This window comes from Acinetobacter baylyi DSM 14961 = CIP 107474 (assembly GCF_000368685.1).
Lineage (GTDB): Bacteria > Pseudomonadota > Gammaproteobacteria > Pseudomonadales > Moraxellaceae > Acinetobacter > Acinetobacter baylyi.
Genome location: NZ_KB849626.1, coordinates 575,152 through 600,169 on the forward strand (window position 1 = coordinate 575,152; position 25,018 = coordinate 600,169).

Consider the following 25,018-nt stretch of genomic DNA (forward strand, 5'->3'; position numbering starts at 1 on the left):
TCGAAAGGACAGCCATGCCATGAAACGTATTCTTATCGTCACAGGTCAATCAGGGTCTGGAAAATCTTCGGCATTACAGGTGCTTGAAGATTTAGGCTACTACTGTATAGATAATTTGCCCTTGGCATTGCTGCCAGAAATTGTTGCCAAGCTCGATCATGAAAATAATCTGGAACAGCTGGCATTAGGGGTCGATGTTCGTAGTACCCGCGCCGACATGCAGGAATTTGATCTGGTATTTGAGCAATTACAAAAGCATGGAACGGTTGATGTCATCTATCTGACTACTCAAGATCAGGAATTGATTGCACGTTTTAGTGCTTCGCGTCGTCCGCATCCTTTGGCAAGCCGTTTCAAAAGCCTGAATGAATGTATTCAGGAAGAAAAACAACTGTTATTGCCGATCCAGTTTCGTTCGACAGTGCATATCGATACCACTGATAAAAGTGTGCACGATCTCAAGCACACGTTGCTTTCTAAGCTTGGACAGTCCGATAAGCTCATTTTGATCTTACAGTCGTTTGGTTATAAGCATGGAATACCGCTAGATGCGGATTATGTTTTTGATGTACGGCATTTACCAAATCCGCATTGGGATTTAGAATTGCGACGTTTTTCTGGTTTGGATGAGCCTGTTCGTCGGTTTTTGGAATCTAGTGACCAGACCAATGAAATGTTTGATGACATTTTTCATTTTTTAGATAAATGGTTGCCTGTATTTGCAGAGGGGCATCGTCACTATATGACGGTTTCAATAGGCTGCACAGGCGGTCAGCATCGTTCAGTTTATATTGTAGATAGACTAAAAAAAGCCCTTGAGGCAAAATGGTCTATTCAGGTCTTACATAGAGAAATGAAGCACTGGTCATGATTGATACGACGGTAGATGTAATTAACAAACTTGGTTTACACGCACGCGCATCAGGAAAGCTGATTGAGGTGACCACAAAATTTCGCTCTTCCATCCAAATTGGTAAGGGCGATAAGCTGATCGATGCAAAAAACATTATGTCCTTACTCATGCTTGGTGCAGGTAAGGGAACCACTTTGCGTTTAGTGATTGAAGGTGCTGATGAAGATAAGGCACTTGATGAAATTCAAGCATTATTCGCAGCAAAATTTTATGAGGCAGATTAATCGTGGCACGTCGTACCCAACGTTATAATGAAGATGATTTTGATTCTTTAGAAGGACGTGCGAGTAAAACAGAGCAAAAAAAAGCTGTACAACGTATGGCTGCACTAGGTGAACAGCTTGCTCAGCTTTCACCAAAACAGATTCAGAAACTTCCTGTGGATGAACGTTTAATTGATGCATTGTTAGATGCTCAAACGATTACATCTTTTGAGGCTAAACGTCGTCAATTTCAGCGTGTAGGCAAGCTGCTTCGCAACGAAGATGAAACCGTCATTTTATCTTACCTTACACCACAGCAAGGTGCTAAAAAGCAGGCACAATTACAACGCTGGGTAGATCGGATGATTGAACAGGGTGATCCTGCAATTAGTGAATTTAATAAGTTGCATAACGCCTCAGAACGACATACATTGCGCCAGCATGTATTGCGTATCCAGCGAGATATTACTCAGGGGTTAGCTGAAGATGAACTAACGGCATCGAAGCAGAAGTTCTTTAACTATGTTCAGCAAGTGGCGCTTCTGTCAGATAACTAAACAAATGTGATATGCACTGAATCTATGTTGCACATTAAAAAGCCAGTTCCTGACGATGGACTGGCTTTTTATTGGTCAATTGATCTAAGTGAATTGGCCTGTAGCGCGCTCTTTTGCCCAATCTCGTAAAATAAATTTTTGTAATTTACCTGTTGAGGTTTTGGGAATTTCGGTGATTACAATATCTTTAGGAACCTTAAAGCGAGCCAAATCCTTTTTGCAATGTTCAATAAGCTCTTCCGTGGTGATATTTACGCCTGCTTTTAACTCAATGAAAGCACATGGGACTTCCTGCCATTGCGGATCAGGTTTAGCAACTACTGCCGCAGTCAGCACGGCAGGATGACGGTATAGCACCTCCTCAACCTCAAGAGAAGAAATATTTTCACCACCTGAAATAATGACATCTTTGGCACGATCTGTAATTTTTGCATAGCCATCAGGTTGGCAAACTGCCAGATCGCCACTGTGGAACCACCCATCAGCAAACGCTTCTTCTGTCGCCTTCGGATTTTTGAGATAACCCTTCATCACGATATTGCCACGAAACATAATTTCCCCCAATGTTTGTCCATCTGCAGGCACAGGTTGCATGGTCTTGGGATCGAGTACCCGCATACTGTCCTGCAAGGGATATGGAACCCCTTGACGTGCATGCAGTTGTGCTTGTTCCTGAATAGAAAGATCACTCCAGCCTGCCTGTGCCGCACACAGGCCAGAAGGCCCATAGGTTTCGGTTAAGCCGTATACATGGGTCACATTGACCCCTAGATGACGCATACCTTCAATAATGGCAGCAGGTGGGGCGGCACCCGCTACCATCACTTCAACACGATGATTAAATTTGATTTGATGTTGTTTAGGTGCATTAATCAGCATTGATAAAACAATCGGTGCTCCACAGAAATAATCGATTTTATGTTGTTCAATGAGTTTAAAAACCAGGGCAGGATCGACTTTGCGCAAACAAATATTGGTGCCGCCATTTGCAGCAACCGTCCAAGCAAAACACCAGCCATTACAGTGAAATAGCGGTAGCGTCCAGAGATACTTGGCACGTGGGGTCATACCACAGGCAATAATATTACTGGCTGCATTAATATATGCACCGCGGTGGTGATACACTACACCTTTGGGGTTTCCTGTGGTCCCCGAAGTATAGTTTAAGCTAATCGCATCCCACTCGTCGTTGGGAAGAATCCATTCAAAATATTCATCACCCTCAGAAATCCAGTCCTCATATTCAATTGCACCAATGGGTGGGGTAAAACATTTTTCATACTCGGCATCATCGACATCAATCACAAAGATATCCTGATTGATCAAAGATAACGCTGCTTTGGCTAATTCAGAAAATTCCTGATCGACTAGTAATACTTTGGTCTCTGCATGCTCCAGCATAAAGGCTACAGTTTTGGCATCGAGTCGGGTATTGATGGTATTGAGTACTGCACCACTCATTGGCACTGCAAAATGAGCTTCAATCATGGCAGGCACATTTGGCAAAAGCACTGAAACAGTATCGTTCTTTTGAATGCCAAGTTGTTTGAGTTGTGACGCAAACTGACGACAGCGCGTATAGGTTTCCTGCCATGTGATGACACGTGTGCCGTGAATAATTGCGGCTTGTTGAGGGTAAATATAAGCTGCGCGTTCTAAATAACGTAATGGTGATAATGCAACAAAATTGGCAGGTGTGCGAGGAAGTTCATCATAAGCACTCACCATATTGATACTCCATGTAATTGTTCTAATCTGTTTAAAAAGATATGGGTTTGAATTCATCAAATCATTTATGCTTTAGTCTTAGAATAAGATCTTTTTTTCACACATCCGGTGATACGAAAAAACAGCCCTGTTATTTTTTATCGCGTAAAAATGTAATTCTGTCTATAGCGGCTGCGTTATGATTATGCATACAGAAGTTGCGTATTTCGATTTATGGCATTGAAAAGCATCATTTCAGCCCCAATTCAATCTTTTAGGCCTGAATAGGTTTCATCCATGTCTGAACACGTGTAAAATTCCTTCTCTTTTGTTTTTATTCATCCACCGTTTTTATCTTTTGAGGCTTACCTCGATCATAATCTCGCGGTGATATGCTCCATTGTGCGGGGCATCACTCCTTAAGGATTTTCTTATGCCAATTATCACATTGCCAAATGGCGATCAAAAATCATTTGATCAACCTGTCTCCGTTATGCAAGTCGCCCAAAGTATAGGGCCTGGTCTTGCTAAAAATACCGTCGCGGGTCGTGTTAATGATCGTCTAGTCGATGCATGTGACCTGATCACTGAAGATGCCACCTTGCAGATTATTACGCCTAAAGATCCTGAAGGTGTGGAAATCATTCGTCACTCTTGTGCACATCTGGTTGGACATGCGGTAAAACAATTGTTTCCAGACGTACAGATGGTCATTGGTCCAGTGATTGAAGAAGGGTTTTACTACGACATCTTTAGTCCAAAGCCATTTACGCTAGACGACATGGCTGCAATCGAAGCGCGTATGAAGCAATTGATTGATCAGGACTATGATGTTGTAAAAAAAATGACACCAAGAGAACAAGTCATTCAAGAATTTACAACACGTGGTGAAACCTACAAGCTACGCTTGATTGATGACATGCCCGAAGAAACTCAAATGGGTTTGTACTATCATCAAGAATACGTTGACATGTGCCGTGGTCCGCATGTACCAAACACTAAGTTTCTGAAAAATTTTAAATTAACAAAAATTTCTGGTGCATATTGGCGCGGTGATGCCAAAAATGAACAGCTTCAGCGTATTTACGGTACTGCTTGGTCAGACAAGAAAGAACTCGCAGCCTATATTAAGCGTATTGAAGAAGCTGAAAAACGTGATCACCGTAAAATTGGTAAAGCACTTGATTTGTTTCATATGCAGGAAGAAGCACCAGGTATGGTGTTTTGGCACGCCAATGGCTGGACCATTTATCAAGCGCTTGAACAATACATGCGTAAAGTTCAGCAAGACAACGGCTACCAAGAAGTCCGTACGCCACAAATTGTCGACTTTACACTTTGGGAAAAGTCGGGACATGCTGCCAATTATGCAGAAAACATGTTTACCACACATTCAGAAAGCCGTAACTATGCCGTCAAGCCAATGAACTGTCCATGTCACGTACAGGTTTTTAATCAAGGCTTGAAATCGTACCGTGACCTTCCTGTGCGTTTGGCTGAGTTTGGTTCGTGTCACCGTAACGAGCCGTCAGGTTCATTGCACGGTATTATGCGTGTACGTGGCTTTACTCAAGACGATGGTCATATTTTCTGTACCAAAGAACAGATTGGTAAAGAAGTGGCAGACTTTATTCAGTTGACGCTTGATGTCTACAAAGACTTTGGCTTTGAAGATGTTCAAATGAAACTGTCTACGCGTCCTGAAAAACGTGTTGGCGATGATAGACTTTGGGATTTAGCAGAAAAATCATTGGCTGATGCCTTGGATGCTGCGGGTCTTGAATGGGAATTACAGCCGGGTGAAGGTGCATTCTACGGTCCAAAAATTGAATTCTCGTTGAAAGATTGCTTAGGCCGTGTCTGGCAATGCGGTACCATTCAATGTGACTTTAACTTACCAATACGTCTAGATGCTTCTTTTGTGACAGAAGACAATGAACGTGATCAGCCTGTGATGTTGCACCGTGCAATACTTGGCAGTTTCGAGCGTTTTATTGGTATACTTATTGAACACTATGCGGGTTTTATGCCACCTTGGTTGGCGCCAGTGCAAGCTTGCGTGATGAATATTACCGATTCACAGGCTGAAGCATGTCAACAAGTGGTGGCAAAACTCAAAGAAAATGGTCTTAGAGCGATTTCTGACTTGAGAAATGAGAAAATCGGCTTTAAGATTCGTGAGCGTACACTTGAGCGTATTCCGTACCTTTTAGTATTAGGTGACCGTGAGGTTGAGGAAGGTACTGTTAATGTTCGTACTCGCTCAGGAAAAAATTTAGGTACTATGTCAATCGATGCATTCGTTGACTTAGTGAAATCTGCCGTTGCCGAACGTGGCCGGTACATTGTGGAGTAAGAGAGATTAAACAGCCTGACCGTAACCAACAACAAGGTGCAAAGAGTAACCGTCCTGCGATTAATGACGAGATTCGTTCTAAAGAAGTGCGTCTCGTTGGTGCAGATGGGGAACAAAAAGGAATCGTTTCATTAAATGAAGCGTTGCGTGCTGCAGAAGAAGTTGAACTTGATTTAGTCGAGATCGTTGCGAATGCAGAACCACCTGTTTGTAAAATCATGGATTACAACAAGCACTTGTTTGATTTGAAGCAAAAGCAAAAAGATGCGAAGAAAAAACAGCATCAAGTGCAAGTGAAAGAAATCAAACTGCGTCCCGCAACGGATGTAGGTGATTATCAGGTCAAACTTCGTGCGATTTTAAAGTTCCTTGAAGAAGGTAACAAAGTTAAAATCACATTACGTTTCCGTGGTCGTGAAATGGCACATCAACAGTTGGGTCTTGCTCAGTTACAAAAAATTGAAGCAGACGTGACAGAGTATGGTGTTGTTGAACAAGCACCTAAAATGGAAGGCCGTCAAATGGGAATGTTACTTGGACCGAAAAAGAAAAAGTAATTGACCATTTCTAAAAAACGCAGCGTAACAGCTGCGTTTTTTTATACTTCCATTTTATAACTCAGAAAGAAAAAAGGAGTGCATATTGGCACTCCTTTTTTCTTTGAATCAAGAATTCACAATTTTACTGCTTTCAATGTTTTTGATGCTTTTAGACTGGCCAATTGGAATCTGACGAGGCATTTTTTCTTCTGGAATAATGCGTTGTAACTCAATTTTGAGCAAACCATTTTCATAGTCTGCCTGTTGTACTTCAATGTGTTCATCCAGACGTAACGATAATTTAAATGCTCGCCGAGCAATCCCTTTATGTAAATATTCAATATTTTTATCTACCTGTTCGGAATCAGGTTGACCACTAATAGTTAACACCTGATTTTCAAGATGGATGCGAAGTTCATCCTGATCGAAGCCTGCGCTAGCAATCAAAATCCGATAATTATTTTCTCCATCTTTTTCGATATTATAAGGGGGATAATTCGGTGTTTCAGATTGCATGGCATAATCAAATAGATCATTCAAACGATCAAAACCGATACTACGACGAAATAATGGACTTAAACTGACACTACTCATTGATAAAACCTCCTGATCATTCAGCAAAGTCATATGAATAAGAATAGATTGATGAACATACCGTGGCATCAATCAAGAATTTGCAACATCGCCAAATTGTTGCTAAATAAAATATAGGATCGTCTTTTAATTTTTCAAGACAAAAATCTAAAATTCTCAACAGATGAGTTTCTTTAAGGTTGTTAAGCTAAGTGACTGTTAGAATAAATTGTCTTTAATACTTTTGATCGAAGATTAAAATCATGTATAAAAGTATAAAAAGACGCCAAGAAACAAAATTAGGATAAGAAGGTATTTCATGATAGACCTATATTATTGGGGGACACCCAATGGACATAAGATTACAATTGCCCTTGAAGAAATGGGGCTGGAATACACCATCTATCCCATCAATATTTTAGAAAATGACCAGTTTCAACCTGACTTTTTAAGAATTTCGCCGAATAACAAAATTCCTGCAATTGTAGATCAGAATGGTCCGCGTGATCAGCCGATTTCAATTTTTGAGTCAGGTGCAATTTTGCAGTATCTCGGACGTAAAACAGGCTTATTTTATCCTATAGATGAGCAAGAACGGGTTGAGGTAGAGCAATGGTTGATGTGGCAAATGGGCGGTTTTGGCCCTATGCTGGGTCAAAATCATCATTTTGGGCGCTTTGCCAAAGAAAAAATTCCCTATGCAATTGATCGTTATGTCAACGAAACCAAACGTCTGTATAAAGTGCTCAATACGCAGTTGATTGGTCAGAAGTTTGTTGCTGGTGAGTATTCGATTGCGGACATGGCGATCCTACCTTGGATATTACGGCATGAATGGCAGTCGGTTGATCTCAATGACTATCCCTATGTTCAGGATTATGTTGAGCGTCTGACCGCACGTCCAGCTATACAAAAAGCGCTTTCAATTCAAATCATTTAATTTTGCTTAAAAGCAAATTCGATCAGCATAAGATGGACATATTGGATATCAGACTTAAAACTGAGATATTAGCCAGATAATGTAATCCATGCGACAACGTTTATGATGAGTTATCTGGCCTTATTTATTTCGGCCTTTGGTGCGGCAACTTTACTTCCTTTACAGTCTGAAGCAGTCTTGTTCTCGCTTCTGGCATTGAAACAGCAATCTGCACTTTTTCTTTTACTGGTTGCAACGATTGGGAATGTATTGGGTTCATGCGTGAACTGGTGGCTGGGTATTAAGATTGAACAGTTTAAACACAAGAAATGGTTTCCAGTCTCTGAGCGGCACATGCAATCTGCCCAGAAAATCTATCACCAATATGGTTTTTATTCTCTATTGCTCAGTTGGGTACCTATTATTGGTGACCCAATTACCCTCATTGCGGGAGTGCTGAAAGAGAATTTTTATCGTTTTATTTTAATGGTGACTTTAGCCAAAGCAGGACGATACGTCTGTATTTATTTACTTTATCTGGGATTCTTCTAAAGGATCTGAATAAATTTTATTTGTTCAGATCCACCATCAGATTTATTGCTGACAGTTATCCAACCTAAATTCGATCTGGTCTTTTAGACTTGATTTCTTATAGAGCCATAATGTTTTAGGTACTTCAACAGAGGCCGTCGAAATAGCCTGCATGATTTTTTCATCTAATGCATAGATGCCTGAACCTTTCTTAATTTTGATTCGGGTGGCTTGTCCGTCTTTATCGACCTTAAATTTGAATTTGATCAAGCGGTCTTTACCTTTTAATTCTTCACGCTCAACTTGTAATACTGGCTGTTTCAAATATTTAAATGGAACGGATTTATCTTGTTGTTGTTTCAACCAGTTTTCAGAATTAAAGGTATAGATACAATCGTTACTGTTGAGTGGCTGGGTCAGTTTTAGGGTAAATGCCTGATAACCAATGGTTGGAATTGCATTACCGTCCACTGTAAACGGTTTGATCTGAGCTGCCTTTGCAGCACTGGTCAGCATCTGGTCAAGTTGAGGAAGACCTGTACTTTCTTGAATCGTGGCTTGACCTGTTTCATCTGAAACCACCCTCACAATCGCTGCACGATCCTGATGATTCAAGTCATTGTCCGAATATTCAAGCTGTGGTGTTCTGGCCCATTGTAATCGTGTCGTGAGATGTGCAGGAAGAGCCGAACTTTTTTGTGGGGTAAGTTGAACGTTTGCTGCTATTTCTTTTGCATGCGTATGAGCAATGGGTATGCAAAGGAGCAAAGACAAATAAACAAAAGCTTTCATACGTTGTTCTTGAGAATGAGTGATGGAAAAAAATAAAAATATAACTCCTGAAAGTATTCCTTGTTTAAAGAATACTCGCAACAAGAAAATGCTTAATGTTCTGAACTTTTAGTAATATCGACTTTAAATAGCTCTTTAGTTTTGCTCCAACTGAGCACGACGACGCCCAAAGTCATGCATCCGCCAAGTAGCGTTGCTGTAATGGTTCCCAGATACTTTGCGGCCAGCCCAGATTCAAATGCACCCAGTTCATTACTGCTAGAGACGAACATACCATTGACCGCAGCTACGCGACCACGCATGTTTTCTGGAGGAAAAATTTGCAAAATCGTTTGACGTACAACCACCGAAATACTGTCACATGCTCCTGTCATGGCTAAAGCAAATAGTGATAGCCACATATGACTTGAAAACGCAAAAATAATTGTAAATACACCAAATCCAGCAACCGCAAGTAGCATATTACGCCAAGCATGATGGGTGGGAGGAAATTTGGTCAGTGCGATCATTGTCAATAATGCGCCAATTGATGGAGCTGCTCTTAAATAGCCTAAACCTTCGGGTCCAACTTTCAGTATATCTTCTGCAAAAATAGGCAACAATGCGATCACGCCACCAAATAGAACTGAAACCAGATCCAGTGAGATTGCCCAAAGTACAATCTTGGTTTTCCAGATAAAACGAAAGCCATCGCCAAGACTTGACCAGACATTTTCATGTTCGATACTTGGAAATGTTCGTTTACTCAATAAGAGAATGAGACAAAAACAGATGAAGAGCAAAATGGAGACGCTAAAAAGACTGGTTTCACGGCCTAAAAATGCCAGCATAAATCCGCCTAGCATAGGGCCTAGAATAACCCCACTTTGCCAGCCGATGGTGGTCCATGTGGCGCCATTGGCATAAAGCGCTCTAGGAATCAGAAAAGGCTTAAGTGAGGTCGCTGATGGACTATAAAAGCCACGAATCACACCGAAGCAAAAAATAACTGCGTAAATTCCAAGCGCCAGCGTATGGACACCAATCTGTCCAAGGCCATAAAGGTGAAATAATCCCCAAAGTACCAAAGGTAATGGAAAGGAAAAAAACAGACAGATTTTCATAATCAATTGTTTATTAAACCTGTCGGCAACATAGCCGCCCCAAAGTGAAAGACTGATAAATGGAATGGCTTCTGCAAGTCCAATTAATCCTAAGGTGAGAGGATCCTTGGTAATTTGATAGAGTGAATAGGCGACAATAATCTCCTGAATCAGAATCGCAAGTGTCAGGCAAAACTGATTGACTGTAATAATGGAGAAATCACGATATCGGAGAGCGGCAAAAGCGTCCTGCTTAGGTTTCATAAGTATCATATATTGAGAATATTTGCCTAATTATAAGCGCAGTTCCTTAAAAATAATGATCAGTTTTTGGTTTTTTATGATGAAATTTTTCCTCAAGTAAATGATCGGATTGTCTTGGGTGTGCTCTAAAAATGCTTTTGTTTTGAGCAAGGATCATGTATGATTTCGCCTTCCTTACCTGCAGGTCGATTTGCAATGGTGCAAACGCGCCGAACAGGTGCTCAAAAGAGGTTACTATGGCTAAGTTAAAAACTCGCCGTGGTGCAGCTAAACGCTTCAAAGCGACTGCAAACGGTTTTAAGCGTAAACAAGCGTTCAAGCGCCACATCTTGACCAAAAAATCTGCGAAACGTATTCGTCAATTACGCGGCTGTGTAATGGTTCATGTTTCTGACATGAATTCAGTTCGTCGTATGTGCCCATACATCTAAGGAGATTATAAATGGCTCGTGTAAAACGTGGTGTAGTGGCTCATCGTCGTCACAAAAAAATTCTTGCTCGCGCTAAAGGTTACTATGGTGCTCGTTCACGCGTTTACCGCGTAGCGTTCCAAGCGGTAATCAAAGCTGGTCAATACGCTTACCGTGACCGTCGTCAGAAGAAACGTCAATTCCGTGCTCTATGGATTGCGCGTATCAACGCTGGTGCTCGTCAAAACGGTTTGTCTTACAGCCGTATGATCGATGGCTTGAAAAAAGCTCAAGTGATCATCGACCGTCGCGTATTAGCTGACATCGCTATGCATGATGCAGTAGCATTTGCTGCTTTAGCTGAAAAAGCAAAAGGCGCTTTGGCTGCATAAGCTTAGAGATTCAAAAAAAGACCGCTTTTTAGCGGTCTTTTTTTGCTTTAAAACGTACAATTAAGTGTAAATAAAAAGAATAAGATACTAAAAATGAATGATGAAAAATTCTTAAATGACTTAATTTAACAAGTCGAACAAGGCCATTTTTTAATATTTATATTTCTGTGAGCATATTCCAAAGCAAACTAATCATGTGGAGAATAGCTTCTTAAGCCCATGGTTGCCTTCTGCATTTCAACGGACATTAAGCATCTGACTGCTGGACATTGCGAGATGCTATTTAGGATGATCGGCATGACCGAAGAACATCTGAATATTCAAAATCCAAAACAATGGAGCGGCTTAAACCTTCTTGGCTTTGTTTTGATACACGTTTGGAAAAGCCTAAAAATTACAGATGATCAACAGGATTGATTAGACATACTTTGATGATTCTTCTTAAAGTAGTAAAAAAGGAGATCATTTATGAAAGTACTTGTTGAAGGTATCGAGCAAGGTTCCATTGAAATTGAATTAGGATTGTTACCACGTTTAGGTGAAAGTGTACGAATTTTTTATGGTCCGGATGCTGAAATTGAAGGATTGGTTGAGGGTGTTCATCATGTGATTAATCAGCATGATGGCGGGCACCATGTCATTATTAAAATTAAGCCAACATTCTAACCAATAAATATGAGAACTGAGATCCAAACGGATCTCAGGCTTTGTAAGCGATTACAGACCAAAATAATAGGCACAAGCACAAATAATAATGGTCAAAATAATCAGCTTGATGACACCAGATGAACTCACCTTATGATGTGTGCTTTCAGATGCTAGAGCTTGCTTTTGAGAAAAAGCAGTTTGAGCCTGTGGATCAAGAGGCGATACAATCTCGATAGGTAGACGTTGTGCAGATTGATAATGATTTGCAATTTTAACAATCAGTTTTGCATACAAATCATCAAGTTTCTGACTGAAATTTCTTAAATTGATTTGTTCTTCTGGAGAAATCATTTCTCCTGAATCGTGATAAGGATTTTGACGTTTTTGCTGAATAAAATTGTTAAAACGTTCCATCTTATAAAGCAGTTCATGTGCCAGATCGGCCGAGTAATCTGTTGGCAATAAGGATAAATACTGGACTTCTTGAAGTTTTAAGTCTTCTACTTCTTGAATTTTAGATTTTTCGATCCCGTAAAATGGAACATCAAGTTCTTGAGTGGCTGTAAAACCTTGAGCCAAACGCTGTTCGAATAGTTCGGTATTTAAGAACGATGGAATTTTTTTCCAGTCTGTAGCATCTAAATCTGCTTCAACTTTCTTAGATAATTTGTCATTGAGCTCAAATCGCCAGAAGGTTTCCTGATGAATTTTGACCTGCTGAGACGCAGGTATTTCAAAATCATTGTCATTTAAATACCATTCAGCAAGTTCTTTCCCAAGCAGCCATGCCGTCTTTTTGTTTTTTTCATGGCTCACAATAAAATGTGCATAGGGAAGTAGCTCAACATTGGCATTTGGATTTTGCTCTTCGTTGAGCAAGCTTGAAAGATGCAGGCTAATTCGATAACTACCTTGTCTTTTTAAGCCTTCAAGCCAAACCTGAAAATGCTGGGCCAATAAATGCTGTGATAGCAAATCTCGAAAGTATAAGGCATGCTGGCAAAAGATAGAGTGTTGCTTCCACCGCGAAAAACTCAAGTCATGGCTAAGATATTCATTGCCATAAGTGACCAGAGTGAGTTGTTGTTTCCAGATTTGATCAAGTGCCATTGTTGAGTTTCTCATTCACACTGTGGTTTATCTTATACGTTTTATAAATCTACTGCCTAGTAATTTTCCTGTGTTTATGCTTCATCAATCCATTTAAAAACTGTTAGAATGCAGAGTTTTATTTTATTTATAAATTGTTGCTTTGAGAGTTACTATGTCACTGGAAGCCCTGACCACCGAAGCGCTTGCTGCTATAGCAGCAGCTCAAGACCTTGCTGCACTCGATCAAGTTAGAGTTCTGTTTACAGGGAAAAAAAGCCAGCTTGCAGAACAATCGAAAGCATTAGGAAAAATGGATCCTGAGCAACGTAAAGTGCAAGGTGCAGCCATTCATGCTGTCCGTGAAGCAATTAACGCTGCCTTAACTGAGCGTCAGACTGCATTGCAGCAAGCCGCATTACAACAAAAACTGGCAAGTGAAACCATCGATATTACGCTGCCTGGGCGTGGTCAGCATATGGGCAGTATTCACCCAGTTACTCAAGTACAAGAACGTATTTGCCAATTTTTTACCAAAGCAGGCTTTAGTGTCGCGACAGGGCCAGAAGTTGAAGATGACTACCACAACTTTGAAGCATTGAATATTCCAGGTCATCATCCTGCGCGTGCCATGCACGATACATTCTATTTTGATGTGAATCATTTATTGCGTACACATACCTCTGGTGTACAGATTCGTACAATGGAAACCACGCAACCACCAATTCGTATTGTGTGCCCAGGGCGTGTATATCGTTGTGATTCAGATCAGACACATTCTCCAATGTTCCATCAGATTGAAGGTCTTTACGTTGCCGAAAATACCAGTTTTGCAGAGCTTAAAGGCCTGCTGATCAATCTATTGAATGAATTTTTTGAAAAAGACCTCAAGGTCCGTTTCCGTCCATCTTACTTTCCGTTTACAGAACCAAGTGCCGAAGTGGATATTATGGATGAGCGTGGTCGCTGGTTAGAAGTTTTAGGCTGTGGCATGGTACATCCAAATGTATTACGTGCTGCTGGCATTGATCCTGAAAAATATAAAGGTTTTGCCTTTGGTTTAGGGGTAGAGCGTTTTGCAATGTTGCGTTATGGCATCAATGATTTGCGAATGTTCTATCAAAATGATGTGCGTTTCTTACGCCAATTTGCTTAAACATTTTCTGGATTAAATTTAAGGTTTTATAAAGATGAAAATTAGTGAAAGTTGGTTACGCACTTGGGTAAATCCTGCAATTGATAGCACAACATTGGCCGATCAGCTCACCATGTTGGGTCTTGAAGTAGATGAATTGGCACCAGTTGCCAAGCCATTTACGGGTGTGGTCGTGGGCGAAGTGTTGACGGTTGAACAGCATCCCGATGCAGACCGATTGCGTGTAACGACTGTGAATATTGGCAATGGTGAGCCACTACAAATTGTGTGTGGTGCACCTAATCTTCGTGTGGGAATGAAAGCACCTGTCGCAACGATTGGTGCGGTGTTGCCTGGCGAGTTTAAAATCAAAAAAGGCAAGCTGCGTGGCATTGAGTCACAAGGCATGCTGTGTGGTGCATCAGAAATTGATCTTGAAGATAAGATTGATGGTTTGCTTGAGTTGCCAGAAGATGCACCTGTTGGACTCAATATCCGTGAATACCTCAAGCTTGATGACAATATTATTGATATTAGTATCACACCAAATCGTGGTGATTGTTTTAGTATCCGTGGTATTGCCCGTGATCTTGCAGTGCTTAACCAACTTGAAGTTACACCACCTGATATTCAGGCTGTAGAAGCAACGTTGAATGAGCAGAAACAGGTTCATCTTGAAACTGAAGGCGCACCACGTTATTTAGGGCGTATCATCAAAAATGTAAATGTAAAAGCCACGACACCTGAATGGATGGCACAGGCACTGGCTGCTTCGGGAATCCGTACCCACAGTATTCTGGTCGATGTGACCAACTATGTGCTGATGGAACTCGGTCAACCGATGCATGCATTTGACTTGGCGAAACTAAACGGAGCAATTCATGTACGTCAGGCTTCAGCTCAAGAAAAATTGACGCTGCTCAATGATCAGAATGTTGAATTAAACGAAGATATCATGGTCATTGCCGATGATGCCAAGGTGCTGGCAATTGCTGGCATTATGGGGGGGCTTGAATCGAGTGTGACTGATGACACTCAAGATATTTTCCTTGAAAGTGCTTTCTTTGCACCGCTTGCAATTGCTGGCCGTGCACGTCGCTTTGGGCTGCATACCGATTCATCACAGCGTTTCGAGCGCGGTGTCGATTTTGAGCTGCCATTACTAGCGATGAATCGTGCATCACAATTGATTCAGCAATTTGCAGGCGGTGAATTTGGTCCAATTACAGTGGCCGAAAATACAGCATTGTTACCAAAACGCGAAGCAATTGAACTGAATCAGCAACAAGTGAGTCAGCTTTTAGGTTATGAAGTTGAAACCGACTTTATTGCAGATGCTTTAACTCGTCTTGGTTGTCAGGTTGCTGTAAAAGCGCAAGGCGAGTGGGTGGTGGTTGCACCTTCACATCGTTTCGATATCACGATTTATCAGGACCTGATTGAGGAAGTCGCACGTATTCATGGCTATGACAATATTCAGATCCGTCTTCCAAAAATTGATGTAAAACTTGCAAAATATCAAGATCATCTTGAGCTGGGACAGTTGCGTCAAACGATTGCGACATTGGGTTATCAAGAAGCGATTAGTTTTAGTTTTGCAGACCTCAAACTTGAAAAGCAGTTGAATCCAGACGTCAATCCTTTGGCGCTAGCGAATCCAATTTCAAGTGATTTGGCTGTCATGCGTAGTACTTTACTGTCAAGCTTGATTCCGTGTGTACAACACAACCTCAATCGCCAACAAAACCGTGTTCGCTTTTTTGAGTTGGGTTTACGTTTTGATTATCAGAATGCAGCATCTATCCATGATCTTCAACAGACACCAACTTTGGCTCTGATTGCAGTAGGTTCATCTGTGCCAGAACAATGGCATGGTAAAACCCAGCCTATGGATTTCTTCGATCTGAAGCATGATATCGAGCAAATTCTGGCAGCAGGTCGCGTAAAGGTTGAATATGTACGTTCTGAACGTGCATGGTTGCATCCAGGTCAGTCTGCGGAAATTTTAATTGCAGGTCAGTCAATTGGTTACCTTGGACGATTACATCCATCATTAGAAAATGATCTGGATTTGGGCGTAACGTGGGTTGCTGAACTGGATCAACAGGCGATTTTGCAATCTTATGTATCTAATTTTACAGAATTATCACGTTTTCCATCAGTTAGACGTGATATTGCCTTATTAATCAGTGATAAGATAAATGTGAGCGATATTCAGCAGTTAATTAAACAAACGGGTGGTGATCTTCTGGATTCAACTTGGTTGTTTGACGTGTATACGGGTCAAGGTGTTGAAGAGGGCAAACGTTCTCTGGCATTTGCACTCTTATGGCAACACCCATCACGTACGCTTGAAGATGCTGAAATAAAGTCAGGTATGGATAATATAATTGAAGTGTTGGAAAACACTTATCAAGCGACATTGAGGGCCTCATGACAGCATTAACAAAAGCAGATATGGCAGATCATTTAAGTGAACTTACCAGTCTAAATCGCCGTGAAGCGAAGCAAATGGTAGAGTTATTCTTTGATGAAATCAGCCAAGCCTTGATCGCCGGTGAGCATGTAAAGCTTTCTGGATTCGGTAATTTCGAGTTACGTGACAAACGTGAGCGTCCAGGACGCAATCCAAAGACAGGAGAGGAAATTCCAATTTCTGCTCGTCGCGTCGTCACATTTAGAGCGGGTCAGAAGTTTAGACAGCGCGTAGGAACTGAGCAGGAATAACCTGCTCTTTTTTTTGTTTTTATTTGAGATTAACAGGATAACTCTATCTCTGATCTCTTGATTAGACATAAAGAAACACCATGACTAAAAGCCAAATGGCAAGCAATAAAAAAGAGAGCCAGAGGCTCTCTTTTTTCAAATAATCTAAATTTTAGATTATTTAGAAGCAGCAGCAGAAGCAGCGTGAGCAGCGTCAGTTGCAGCAGCAGCAGCGTCAGTTGCAGCAGTAGCGGCAACAGCAGCAGAAGCTGGAGCAGAAGCAGCAGAAGCGTCTACAGCAGCTTGAGCTTCAGAAGCAGCAGCAGTTGCTTGAGATGCAGCAGCATTAGCGTCAGCAGCAGCTTCTTCAGTTTTCTTTGCACAACCAACGAAAGCTAAAGTAGTAGCGATAGCAGCAGCAATAGCGATTTTCTTGAATAACATGGCATCACTCTCATAAAAAAATTGAGATTAAAAAAAACCTACGTTAGCCTGTTTGTGCTTTAATTATTCCTAAAACGTAGTTAGGTAACAACGCATAGAGCAGTCTAACTGGTCTGCGGATATGCTATCACTGCCATTTGCCAATTACTACTGCCTGAAGTCAAAATTTAAGTAAAAAACAGATAAAATTGTCTGTTTTTTAACAGAAAATAACAATCAAAAGAGAATTCTGCATTGGATAAACAATGAATAACTAACTAAAATTTATACAGTTTTTGTATTTGAAGCTGATATTAATCAAACGCTTATACTTAATTTAACAGTCAGATTTTGCAATTGTATATTTATGTAATCAAAGTCAACCAAATGAAAAAGGCTGTCGTTATAGACAGCCTTCTGATAGTTTTGATGAAACTTAGTTTGCAGCTTTACGTTTCATTTGATCAAAGAAATCATCATTGGTTTTGGTTTCTTTCATACGATCAAGCAAGAACTCCATTGCCGCCAACTCATCCATTGGATGTAAAAGCTTACGCAGGATCCAGACTTTGCGCAGGTTATCTTCATCCATCAGGCGTTCTTCACGACGTGTACCTGATTTTTTGATATTCATGGCAGGGAACACACGCTTTTCGGCAATACGGCGGTCTAACGTAATTTCTTGGTTACCTGTTCCTTTGAATTCTTCATAAATGACATCATCCATCTTACTGCCAGTTTCAATCAATGCAGTCGAGATGATGGTCAGTGATCCACCTTCTTCGATATTACGTGCAGCACCAAAGAAGCGCTTAGGACGCTCTAGGGCATGTGCATCCACACCACCAGTCAATACTTTGCCAGATGATGGAATAACAGTGTTATAAGCACGTGCCAGACGGGTAATCGAATCAAGTAGAATTACGACGTCTTTTTTGTGTTCAACCAAACGTTTGGCTTTTTCAATCACCATTTCTGCTACTTGAACGTGACGTGCAGGCGATTCATCAAATGTTGAGGCAACGACTTCACCACGAACAGTACGTTCCATTTCGGTGACTTCTTCTGGACGCTCGTCGATGAGAAGAACAATCAGGAACACCTCTGGGTTGTTGCGAACAATCGATTGCGCAATACTTTGCAACAACATGGTTTTACCAGCTTTGGGTGGTGCAACGATAATCGAACGCTGACCTTTACCGATTGGTGCGATTAAGTCGACCACACGCGTCGTTAAATCTTCTGTGGTACCGTTCCCTAGTTCCATCACGAGTTGTTCGGTTGGGAAAAGCGGTGTGAGGTTTTCAAATAAAATCTTATTACGCGAGTTTTCTGGCGTATCGTAATTAATCTGATTAACCTTTAATAATGCAAAATAACGTTCGCCTTCTTTAGGTGGACGAATGGTTCCTGTAATAGTGTCACCTGTGCGCAAATTGAAACGACGAATTTGCGATGGGCTAACATAGATATCGTCTGGACCTGCAAGGTAAGAACCTGCAGCTGAACGTAAGAAACCAAAACCATCAGAGAGAATTTCAAGCACACCATCGCCAAAAATTTCTTCGCCGTTCATTGCATGACGTTTTAAGATGGCAAAAATAATATCTTGCTTGCGGTTACGAGCCATACCTTCAAGGCCCATAAACTCTGCAATCTTAATGAGTTCGCCAATCGGTTTTTTCTTGAGTTCGGTTAAATTCATAAGTGGTCAGATAGATAAAAGGAGTGTGTAGAGCACAGAAATGGAAAGATATAAAGGTCAGCCGCAAGCATTCAAATGACGATAAAAATCGCACTTGCACAATCACAAACGCAGAAGTTTGGTTGGTTATTTCAAAAAAGAAATATGTGAAACAATTTCTGTTGCCGAGCGGCGATCTTATGTTTTGTGTCTTGCGAAAAGGAGGCAAATGAAGTGATTTTCCTTCAGCACTTCCTGCTCAAGAACTATAAGTCAGATGATGATATTTGTCAATTTCCCTGCAAAAAAAATACGCTATTGAACAATAGCGTATTTAAATTTTATTCACAAAAACGGATTAAACGTTTTCATCAATAAAGGCAGCAAGTTTTGAGCGCGGTGCAGCACCGACTTGTTGTGCAACAACTTTACCGTCTTTGAATAGAAGAAGTGCAGGAATATTACGAATATTGTATTTCACAGCCGTATCTTCACATGCAGTGACGTCAACTTTTACAATTTTTACTTTACCTTCGTATTCACGAGACAAATCTTCTAAAACAGGTGCGATAGCTTTACATGGCGCACACCAGCCTGCCCAAAAATCTACAAGTACAGGTGTTTCAGCATCTAACACGTCTGCTTGGAAGTTAGCATCGGTTGTATTTACAATATTGGCAGACATAGTTTGCTCCAAATTATTTTTAAAAGATATAGAAGTTCGGCGAATGAAACTTCAAGTATGACATTGTCTTCTATATCAATATAGGGGTTGATCTACATTATTCAAGTTTATCTTATATTTTGTCTAATGGATGCTCACGATACTTGTAATCGTATTACACTATCGTAAAATTACGATTTGAGTGGTAAACACTCTGAAAATGAGCCGAAATATGGCTTTTCAATTGTATATATGTGAATTAATCTTAGCGTGAATTTTATAAAGGTTTATATCAATAATGGCTGACTTTTTGATAGATGAAGAATTACTTGCTGCCATCGATATGGGGTCGAACAGTTTTCACTTAGCCATTGCACGTGTAGATCATGGGGAAGTTAAGAAAGTGGCTTCTATGTCAGAAAAGGTTCAGCTTGCAGCGGGACTTGATGAAAATAAAAATTTGACTGAAGCTGCTCAGCAACGTGGTTTGGCTTGTCTGGCACGGTTTGTGGGACGTTTAAGTTCTGTACAGCCAAATCGTTTGCGTATTGTGGCAACCAACGCATTGCGTCAGGCTAAAAATGGACACGAGTTTATTCAGCGTGCTGCCGAAATTTTACCCAAACCGATTGAGATTATTGCAGGACGTGAAGAAGCACGTCTGATTTATCTGGGGGTTTCACACACCATGGCCAATGGTGGCCGTCGACTGGTGGTAGACATCGGTGGGGGGTCGACCGAGTTTATTATTGGTGAAGAATTTGAGCCGATTCAGACTGAATCCTTGCAAATGGGCTGTGTAGCGTATACCAAAGCTTATTTTGCAGATGGTGATATTAGCTCGAAAGTATTTGATAAGGCGGTGGTGGCCGCGCGCAAAGAATTATCAGCCATTGCCAATATTTATAAAGCTGAAGGCTGGGATACGGTTGTTGGTTCGAGTGGAACGATTAAAGCTGCCAAACAGATTATGGTGAATATGGGGCTGAGCGATGAGCAAGAGAATGTCACGCGTGAAGGTCTGGAAAAGTTAAAAGATCGATTAATCAAGTTTAAGCATGTGTCTGAAATTGATTTTGAAGGTCTAAAAGATGATCGTCGAGCAGTTTTGCCAGCTGGGTTGGCAATTTTGTACGCAGTCTTTGAAGTGTTGAATATCGATAAGCTGGCTTATTCAGATGGTGCATTACGTGAAGGTGTTATGTACGACTTGCTTGGACGTTTCAAGCATGAAGACATCCGCGACCGCAGTGTTCAAGCACTGATGGGACGTTATAATGCCGATCTCAAACAGGCAGAACGTGTGGTAAATACTGCTCAACATTTGTTTGATGATGTCGCACACAAGCTAGATTTAGTGAGTGAAGACAGTGACTTATTGCGTCGTGCAGCGTATTTACATGAAATTGGCTTGGCCATCAGTCATGGCGGATATCATCGTCATGGTGCATATTTATTGCAACATTCCGATATTCCTGGCTTTTCACAAATTGATCAAAATCATCTGGCACATTTGGTAGCCCACCATCGCCGCAAGCTACGCAACGACAGTAAAAATGACGTATTAAAGGTAGGCGGTACCAAGCTACTTTACCTATGTTTGCTGCTTCGCCTTGCTGTTTTACTCAATCATAGTCGCAGTGATCAGATGCTTCCTGCCATTGAATTAAGCATTGTAAATGATCAACAATGGCAGCTTAGCGTTTCTGGTGATGCCAAACAATGGCCATTGCTGGTTGCCGATTTGCACGATGAGCAAGAGCAATTTAAGCACTGGGACATTGAGTTGAATATTCAGTCGGAAAAATTTATCGATTAACTCGATTTGGTTAATTTAGGGATAATGCTCGACTTATGAAAAATAAAGCTGCTCAGTCTAAAGCGTGGACAACGGTTCAAATTGCACGACATCCAGATCGTCCGCAATTCTTAGATTATGTCGGAGAAATTTTCACCGAATTTGATGCTTTACATGGTGATCGTCTGTTTGGTGATGACGGTGCGATGGTGGGTGGTTTAGCTCGCTTTGAAGGTCAACCTGTGATGGTGGTTGGTCAACACCGTGGTCGTAGTACACGTGAGAAGCTCAAGCACAACTTTGGTATGTGTAATCCTGAAGGCTATCGTAAATCGCAACGTTTGCTTGATATGGCTGAGCGTTTTAATCTACCTGTATTTACGTTTATCGATACCATGGGTGCATATCCAGGTGTCGGCGCTGAAGAACGTGGTCAGGCAGAAGCGATTGCGACCAGTCTTGCACAGCTATCGAGCCTTAAAGTGCCTGTCATTGCGACAGTACTGGGTGAAGGTGGTTCTGGTGGTGCATTAGGTATCGGTGTTGCCGATCGTGTCGTGATGTTGTCTCACAGCATCTATTCTGTGATCTCTCCAGAAGGCTGCGCTACAATCTTGTGGAAAACTGCTGAAAAAGCTGAGCAAGCCAGCAATGCATTGGCATTGACAGCAGATAAACTGCAAAAGATTGGTATCGTTGAATACGTAGTCGATGAAGGCGAAGGTGCGCATTTACATCCAGAACAGGTTATGCAAAATCTTCAAGTCGTGTTAAAACAGGCGCTAGATGAATTGCTTGCTATGGATGCAGATGAACGATGCGAAGCGCGTTACCAACGTTTGATGAAATTTGGCAGCGAAAATTTAGGCATCGCCTCTTAATACAGGCTCAGCAATTTCCTGCTGATACCGTATTCTTAATTGGATGCAGCGGTGGCATGGATTCCATGTTATTGCTGCATTTGATGTCGGAACTGTTTCCTCATAAAGTACGTGCGATTTATATCGATCACCAGCTACAATCCAGTAGTCGGGCATGGGGAGTGTTTGTTCAAAATTTTGCACAACAGTCTCATATTCCCTTCACTATCCAGCCGGTTATTGTTGATACGGGTAATCTGGAAAATCAGGCCAGAGAAGCACGATATGCTGCGTTTGAATCGCATTTAAAATCGAATGAAGTTTTAGTATTGGCCCATCATCAGCAAGATCAGACTGAAACCGTTTTACTCAGGTTACTCTCTGGCAGTGGTGTGAAAGGGCTGGGTGCCATGAAAGAAATCGAACAGAAAAAAAATATATGCTGCTGGCGGCCTATGTTATCTGTTTCAAGACAACAGATTGAACACTGGGTAGAACATCTTAAAATACCTTATATCCAAGATTTGACTAACTTTGATACCACTTATGATCGGGCATGGTGCCGTGAAACTGTTTGGCCTGTCCTTCAAAAGCGTTTTCCCAAAATGCAGGAAGCGATCAGTCGAACCAGTATTTTGATGCAGGATGCTGATGAAATTCTACATGAGGTTTTGCAGCAAGATTTGAATCAGTGTGGTGACCTTAATCATCTAGATCTTAGTCGATTACAACAACTTTCTCTGGCAAGACAACGACAGCTTTTATCTTTCTGGATGAAAGGGAAGGCGATTTATCGGCCAGCATTTGAAATGGTGGAACGAGTACAACAGGAAGTCATTTGTGCAAAAGCTGATGCAAAAGCGGCATTGCACTGGAATCATCATTACTACGTACGCTACCAAAATATTTTATATCGTGTTGAAAAAAATAAATATTTGCAAAAAGATTTAGTTTCTAATGTAGTGAGTACTATTGAGTTGCAGATGGATGCATCCTTGCAGCTTGCCTCTGGGGTATTTCAGATTCAGCCCATGCAAATGGGCTTATCACCACAATTATTCGAACAGCCTTTGCAGCTACTTCCCAGACAAGGCGGAGAAAAAATTCATCTGTACGGACGTGTAGGACATTGGCCATTAAAAAAAGCCATTCAGGAGGCACAAATTTTGCCTTGGTTGCGTCATACAATTCAAATATTGGCGTTGGATAATGTTATGCTAGGCGTTTTTACTCCCAAAGGTTTTTGGCTGGCACAATCATCGTATTGTGAAGCTGGGGGATGGCAACCTAATTTAATTTCTGATGTAAATTATTTGCGAGTTGAGCAGAATTCATGAGTGCGACATTAAAATCAAATATCACATTTATTGGTGGTGGTAACATGGCGCAAGCCCTCATCGGAGGGCTGATTGCGCGTGGATTACCTTCAACTCGGATTATGGTTTCTGATCCAGTAGAAGCGATTCGCCAAGTATTGCAAGAAAAAGAGATTCAAGCACTTAACAACAATGTTGAAGCAATTCAGCATGCAGATGTTGTTGTATTAGCAGTTAAGCCACAAGTTTTGGCTACCGTCCTCAAACCTTTACAGGGTTTATTCGATGGAAAACTGATTGTTTCGATTATTGCAGGTGCAGAGATTGAAACTATTGCTGAATTATCTGGTACAGACCGAATTGTACGTGTGATGCCAAATACCCCTGCTTTAGTTCAAACGGGTGCACATGGTTTATATGCCAATGAAAATGTCGGTAGTGATGACCGTGATCTCGCGAGCCAGATTTTAGCTGCAACAGGTTTAACGATTTGGGTTAATTCAGAAGCCCAGATTGATGCAGTCACTGCAGTTTCAGGTTCGGGTCCTGCATATTTTTTCTACTTGATGGAAAGTATGATTCGTGCAGGTAAAAATATGGGGCTGGACGAAAAAGTTGCAACAGCATTAACTTTGCAAACAGCTTTGGGAGCGGCACAAATGGCAATTACCAGTTCAAATACCCCATCTGAATTACGTAAGAATGTTACGTCTCCAAATGGAACGACACAAGCCGCACTTGAAGTATTTGATCGTGCCCAGATTTCACAAAATATTCAGACTGCACTTGCTGCAGCCCAAAAAAGAAGTCAAGAGTTAGCCCATGAGCTCAGTGACAGCACCAAAACGACTTAAGTAGGATAGTAACACTATGGCGAGTTCTGCGCTCATTTTTGGTATTTTAATTAACGTTGCCATTTTATTGGTATTTTTCCGTTTTCTGATCCAGTTGACAGGGGTGAGTCCGTACAATCCTGTTGTTTTATCTACCGTTAAAGCCACCAAAATTGTTGATATTTTTAGCCGTATTTTTCCGACAGTGGCAAAAGGCCGAGTCAACTTGGCTGCTATTGCACTTTTGGTTGTTTTATATTTGCTTAAAATTTTTGGGGTCATGTATCTTTCGGGTGTAATGCCAAATAGTCCGATTCATTTATTGATTTTGACTTTTGTCACCATGATTCAAGACTTAATTCGCTTCTGTCGTTATTTGATATTTGCAACCATCATTTTAAGTTGGGTGGTGATGTTTACACAATCACGTTCGCCGTATATTGAGGTGATTCAGGAGCTTGCTGAACCTTTGCTGGCACCGTTCCGTCGCTTATTGCCCAATATGGGAATGATTGACTTATCTCCAATTTTGGCCTTTCTGGCGCTTTATATTGCAGAAATCCTGATGAATGAAGTCGCAAAAGTTTTATTGACAGGTTTATAAGATAGATCTGAAAAAGGCCG

The 25,018-nt window shown here is 41.2% G+C and carries 26 protein-coding genes; 18 read left to right on the forward strand and 8 right to left on the reverse strand.

Annotated elements, in window-relative coordinates; all coding sequences use genetic code 11:
• Positions 1–19 precede the first annotated feature (19 nt).
• The 3 genes from rapZ to yjgA are packed head-to-tail and all read left to right on the forward strand — an operon-like array spanning position 20 to position 1,673.
• Positions 20–871 (forward strand): RNase adapter RapZ, encoded by an 852-nt coding sequence (gene rapZ, locus F952_RS06915; protein WP_004924498.1) that lies wholly within the window; start codon positions 20–22, stop codon positions 869–871.
• The gene (locus F952_RS06920; protein WP_004924499.1) at positions 868–1,137 is read left to right on the forward strand and encodes an HPr family phosphocarrier protein; all 270 of its coding nucleotides are present in this window, start codon (positions 868–870) and stop codon (positions 1,135–1,137) included. Before rapZ ends, F952_RS06920 begins: the two co-directional genes overlap by 4 nt.
• Before the next feature lie 2 nt (positions 1,138–1,139).
• Positions 1,140–1,673, forward strand: coding sequence for a ribosome biogenesis factor YjgA (yjgA, locus tag F952_RS06925; RefSeq protein WP_004924503.1), 534 nt, complete (start codon positions 1,140–1,142; stop codon positions 1,671–1,673).
• 84 nt (positions 1,674–1,757) lie between these two features.
• Here yjgA and F952_RS06930 read toward each other — a convergent pair whose 3' ends face one another.
• Positions 1,758–3,401: an acyl-CoA synthetase gene (locus F952_RS06930; protein WP_004924508.1), complete on the reverse strand. Its 1,644-nt coding sequence runs from the start codon at positions 3,399–3,401 to the stop codon at positions 1,758–1,760.
• Between the two features lie 412 nt (positions 3,402–3,813).
• Between F952_RS06930 and thrS the strand changes: the two genes are divergently transcribed.
• Both thrS and infC read left to right on the forward strand, forming a co-directional pair.
• Positions 3,814–5,736, forward strand: coding sequence for a threonine--tRNA ligase (gene thrS / locus F952_RS06935; RefSeq protein ID WP_004924510.1), 1,923 nt, complete (start codon positions 3,814–3,816; stop codon positions 5,734–5,736).
• Positions 5,737–5,741: 5 nt separating this feature from the next.
• Positions 5,742–6,293: a translation initiation factor IF-3 gene (gene infC / locus F952_RS06940; RefSeq protein WP_011182684.1), complete on the forward strand. Its 552-nt coding sequence runs from the start codon at positions 5,742–5,744 to the stop codon at positions 6,291–6,293.
• 108 nt (positions 6,294–6,401) lie between these two features.
• Here the strand turns inward: infC and F952_RS06945 are convergent, their stop codons facing one another.
• Positions 6,402–6,869: an Hsp20 family protein gene (locus tag F952_RS06945; RefSeq protein WP_004924516.1), complete on the reverse strand. Its 468-nt coding sequence runs from the start codon at positions 6,867–6,869 to the stop codon at positions 6,402–6,404.
• 298 nt (positions 6,870–7,167) lie between these two features.
• Here F952_RS06945 and F952_RS06950 point away from each other — a divergent pair, with 298 nt between their 5' ends.
• Together F952_RS06950 and F952_RS06955 are read left to right on the forward strand one after the other, a co-directional pair.
• Complete coding sequence (locus F952_RS06950; protein ID WP_004924520.1) at positions 7,168–7,788, forward strand: glutathione S-transferase N-terminal domain-containing protein; 621 nt, start codon at positions 7,168–7,170, stop codon at positions 7,786–7,788.
• 105 nt (positions 7,789–7,893) lie between these two features.
• On the forward strand, positions 7,894–8,319 hold the full coding sequence (locus tag F952_RS06955) for a YqaA family protein (protein ID WP_026056880.1): 426 nt from the start codon (positions 7,894–7,896) through the stop codon (positions 8,317–8,319).
• Between the two features lie 42 nt (positions 8,320–8,361).
• Here the strand turns inward: F952_RS06955 and F952_RS06960 are convergent, their stop codons facing one another.
• Both F952_RS06960 and F952_RS06965 read right to left on the reverse strand, forming a co-directional pair.
• Positions 8,362–9,090, reverse strand: a complete 729-nt coding sequence (locus tag F952_RS06960) for an energy transducer TonB (RefSeq protein WP_004924526.1) — start codon at positions 9,088–9,090, stop codon at positions 8,362–8,364.
• A gap of 92 nt (positions 9,091–9,182) precedes the next feature.
• Positions 9,183–10,436 carry an MFS transporter gene (locus F952_RS06965; RefSeq protein ID WP_004924529.1) on the reverse strand — a complete coding sequence of 418 codons (1,254 nt, stop codon included), beginning with the start codon at positions 10,434–10,436 and terminating at the stop codon, positions 9,183–9,185.
• A 236-nt stretch (positions 10,437–10,672) separates the two neighbouring features.
• Between F952_RS06965 and rpmI the strand changes: the two genes are divergently transcribed.
• From rpmI to F952_RS06985, 3 genes are all read left to right on the forward strand, one after another.
• On the forward strand, positions 10,673–10,867 hold the full coding sequence (gene rpmI / locus F952_RS06970; RefSeq protein WP_002054552.1) for a 50S ribosomal protein L35: 195 nt from the start codon (positions 10,673–10,675) through the stop codon (positions 10,865–10,867).
• 11 nt (positions 10,868–10,878) lie between these two features.
• Complete coding sequence (gene rplT / locus F952_RS06975; protein WP_000124858.1) at positions 10,879–11,238, forward strand: 50S ribosomal protein L20; 360 nt, start codon at positions 10,879–10,881, stop codon at positions 11,236–11,238.
• 468 nt (positions 11,239–11,706) lie between these two features.
• Complete coding sequence (locus tag F952_RS06985) at positions 11,707–11,904, forward strand: hypothetical protein (RefSeq protein ID WP_004924537.1); 198 nt, start codon at positions 11,707–11,709, stop codon at positions 11,902–11,904.
• A 51-nt stretch (positions 11,905–11,955) separates the two neighbouring features.
• Here F952_RS06985 and F952_RS06990 read toward each other — a convergent pair whose 3' ends face one another.
• Entirely contained in the window at positions 11,956–12,996 is a 1,041-nt protein-coding gene (locus tag F952_RS06990; RefSeq protein ID WP_004924540.1) for a hypothetical protein, read from the reverse strand.
• Between the two features lie 154 nt (positions 12,997–13,150).
• On the opposite strand from F952_RS06990, the gene pheS reads away from it, so the two are divergent.
• The 3 genes from pheS to F952_RS07005 are packed head-to-tail and all read left to right on the forward strand — an operon-like array spanning position 13,151 to position 16,837.
• Positions 13,151–14,131: a phenylalanine--tRNA ligase subunit alpha gene (gene pheS / locus F952_RS06995; protein ID WP_004924544.1), complete on the forward strand. Its 981-nt coding sequence runs from the start codon at positions 13,151–13,153 to the stop codon at positions 14,129–14,131.
• 34 nt (positions 14,132–14,165) lie between these two features.
• Positions 14,166–16,547: a phenylalanine--tRNA ligase subunit beta gene (pheT, locus tag F952_RS07000; protein ID WP_004924546.1), complete on the forward strand. Its 2,382-nt coding sequence runs from the start codon at positions 14,166–14,168 to the stop codon at positions 16,545–16,547.
• On the forward strand, positions 16,544–16,837 hold the full coding sequence (locus F952_RS07005; RefSeq protein ID WP_004924549.1) for an integration host factor subunit alpha: 294 nt from the start codon (positions 16,544–16,546) through the stop codon (positions 16,835–16,837). Before pheT ends, F952_RS07005 begins: the two co-directional genes overlap by 4 nt.
• A gap of 156 nt (positions 16,838–16,993) precedes the next feature.
• Here the strand turns inward: F952_RS07005 and F952_RS07010 are convergent, their stop codons facing one another.
• The 3 genes from F952_RS07010 to trxA all read right to left on the reverse strand — a co-directional run bounded on the left by F952_RS07010 (position 16,994) and on the right by trxA (position 19,608).
• Positions 16,994–17,260, reverse strand: a complete 267-nt coding sequence (locus F952_RS07010) for a hypothetical protein (RefSeq protein ID WP_004924552.1) — start codon at positions 17,258–17,260, stop codon at positions 16,994–16,996.
• 415 nt (positions 17,261–17,675) lie between these two features.
• Positions 17,676–18,944 (reverse strand): transcription termination factor Rho, encoded by a 1,269-nt coding sequence (gene rho, locus F952_RS07015; RefSeq protein WP_004924555.1) that lies wholly within the window; start codon positions 18,942–18,944, stop codon positions 17,676–17,678.
• A gap of 337 nt (positions 18,945–19,281) precedes the next feature.
• Entirely contained in the window at positions 19,282–19,608 is a 327-nt protein-coding gene (gene trxA / locus F952_RS07020) for a thioredoxin (RefSeq protein ID WP_004924558.1), read from the reverse strand.
• Between the two features lie 277 nt (positions 19,609–19,885).
• On the opposite strand from trxA, the gene ppx reads away from it, so the two are divergent.
• Genes ppx through F952_RS07045 form a run of 5 tightly spaced genes read left to right on the forward strand, consistent with a single transcriptional unit; the run spans position 19,886 to position 24,998 of the window.
• Positions 19,886–21,406 carry an exopolyphosphatase gene (gene ppx, locus F952_RS07025; protein ID WP_004924560.1) on the forward strand — a complete coding sequence of 507 codons (1,521 nt, stop codon included), beginning with the start codon at positions 19,886–19,888 and terminating at the stop codon, positions 21,404–21,406.
• Positions 21,407–21,441: 35 nt separating this feature from the next.
• The gene (locus F952_RS07030; RefSeq protein WP_004924563.1) at positions 21,442–22,266 is read left to right on the forward strand and encodes an acetyl-CoA carboxylase carboxyltransferase subunit alpha; all 825 of its coding nucleotides are present in this window, start codon (positions 21,442–21,444) and stop codon (positions 22,264–22,266) included.
• Positions 22,203–23,582 carry a tRNA lysidine(34) synthetase TilS gene (tilS, locus tag F952_RS07035; RefSeq protein WP_011182676.1) on the forward strand — a complete coding sequence of 460 codons (1,380 nt, stop codon included), beginning with the start codon at positions 22,203–22,205 and terminating at the stop codon, positions 23,580–23,582. Before F952_RS07030 ends, tilS begins: the two co-directional genes overlap by 64 nt.
• Positions 23,579–24,415: a pyrroline-5-carboxylate reductase gene (gene proC, locus F952_RS07040; RefSeq protein WP_004924568.1), complete on the forward strand. Its 837-nt coding sequence runs from the start codon at positions 23,579–23,581 to the stop codon at positions 24,413–24,415. Before tilS ends, proC begins: the two co-directional genes overlap by 4 nt.
• 16 nt (positions 24,416–24,431) lie before the next feature.
• Complete coding sequence (locus tag F952_RS07045) at positions 24,432–24,998, forward strand: YggT family protein (protein WP_004924570.1); 567 nt, start codon at positions 24,432–24,434, stop codon at positions 24,996–24,998.
• The last annotated feature ends 20 nt before the right edge of the window (positions 24,999–25,018 follow it).

What these genes read in the sequence shown, in the direction of transcription:
- rapZ (WP_004924498.1), top strand. Translation starts at nt 20, where the DNA reads ATGAAACGTATTCTTATCGTCACAGGTCAATCAGGGTCTGGAAAATCT.
- F952_RS06920 (WP_004924499.1), top strand. Translation starts at nt 868, where the DNA reads ATGATTGATACGACGGTAGATGTAATTAACAAACTTGGTTTACACGCA.
- F952_RS06930 (WP_004924508.1), bottom strand. Translation starts at nt 3,401, where the DNA reads ATGGTGAGTGCTTATGATGAACTTCCTCGCACACCTGCCAATTTTGTT.
- thrS (WP_004924510.1), top strand. Translation starts at nt 3,814, where the DNA reads ATGCCAATTATCACATTGCCAAATGGCGATCAAAAATCATTTGATCAA.
- F952_RS06945 (WP_004924516.1), bottom strand. Translation starts at nt 6,869, where the DNA reads ATGAGTAGTGTCAGTTTAAGTCCATTATTTCGTCGTAGTATCGGTTTT.
- F952_RS06950 (WP_004924520.1), top strand. Translation starts at nt 7,168, where the DNA reads ATGATAGACCTATATTATTGGGGGACACCCAATGGACATAAGATTACA.
- F952_RS06955 (WP_026056880.1), top strand. Translation starts at nt 7,894, where the DNA reads ATGAGTTATCTGGCCTTATTTATTTCGGCCTTTGGTGCGGCAACTTTA.
- F952_RS06960 (WP_004924526.1), bottom strand. Translation starts at nt 9,090, where the DNA reads ATGAAAGCTTTTGTTTATTTGTCTTTGCTCCTTTGCATACCCATTGCT.
- F952_RS06965 (WP_004924529.1), bottom strand. Translation starts at nt 10,436, where the DNA reads ATGAAACCTAAGCAGGACGCTTTTGCCGCTCTCCGATATCGTGATTTC.
- rpmI (WP_002054552.1), top strand. Translation starts at nt 10,673, where the DNA reads ATGGCTAAGTTAAAAACTCGCCGTGGTGCAGCTAAACGCTTCAAAGCG.
- rplT (WP_000124858.1), top strand. Translation starts at nt 10,879, where the DNA reads ATGGCTCGTGTAAAACGTGGTGTAGTGGCTCATCGTCGTCACAAAAAA.
- F952_RS06985 (WP_004924537.1), top strand. Translation starts at nt 11,707, where the DNA reads ATGAAAGTACTTGTTGAAGGTATCGAGCAAGGTTCCATTGAAATTGAA.
- F952_RS06990 (WP_004924540.1), bottom strand. Translation starts at nt 12,996, where the DNA reads ATGGCACTTGATCAAATCTGGAAACAACAACTCACTCTGGTCACTTAT.
- pheS (WP_004924544.1), top strand. Translation starts at nt 13,151, where the DNA reads ATGTCACTGGAAGCCCTGACCACCGAAGCGCTTGCTGCTATAGCAGCA.
- pheT (WP_004924546.1), top strand. Translation starts at nt 14,166, where the DNA reads ATGAAAATTAGTGAAAGTTGGTTACGCACTTGGGTAAATCCTGCAATT.
- F952_RS07005 (WP_004924549.1), top strand. Translation starts at nt 16,544, where the DNA reads ATGACAGCATTAACAAAAGCAGATATGGCAGATCATTTAAGTGAACTT.
- F952_RS07010 (WP_004924552.1), bottom strand. Translation starts at nt 17,260, where the DNA reads ATGTTATTCAAGAAAATCGCTATTGCTGCTGCTATCGCTACTACTTTA.
- rho (WP_004924555.1), bottom strand. Translation starts at nt 18,944, where the DNA reads ATGAATTTAACCGAACTCAAGAAAAAACCGATTGGCGAACTCATTAAG.
- trxA (WP_004924558.1), bottom strand. Translation starts at nt 19,608, where the DNA reads ATGTCTGCCAATATTGTAAATACAACCGATGCTAACTTCCAAGCAGAC.
- ppx (WP_004924560.1), top strand. Translation starts at nt 19,886, where the DNA reads ATGGCTGACTTTTTGATAGATGAAGAATTACTTGCTGCCATCGATATG.
- F952_RS07030 (WP_004924563.1), top strand. Translation starts at nt 21,442, where the DNA reads ATGAAAAATAAAGCTGCTCAGTCTAAAGCGTGGACAACGGTTCAAATT.
- tilS (WP_011182676.1), top strand. Translation starts at nt 22,203, where the DNA reads ATGCGAAGCGCGTTACCAACGTTTGATGAAATTTGGCAGCGAAAATTT.
- proC (WP_004924568.1), top strand. Translation starts at nt 23,579, where the DNA reads ATGAGTGCGACATTAAAATCAAATATCACATTTATTGGTGGTGGTAAC.
- F952_RS07045 (WP_004924570.1), top strand. Translation starts at nt 24,432, where the DNA reads ATGGCGAGTTCTGCGCTCATTTTTGGTATTTTAATTAACGTTGCCATT.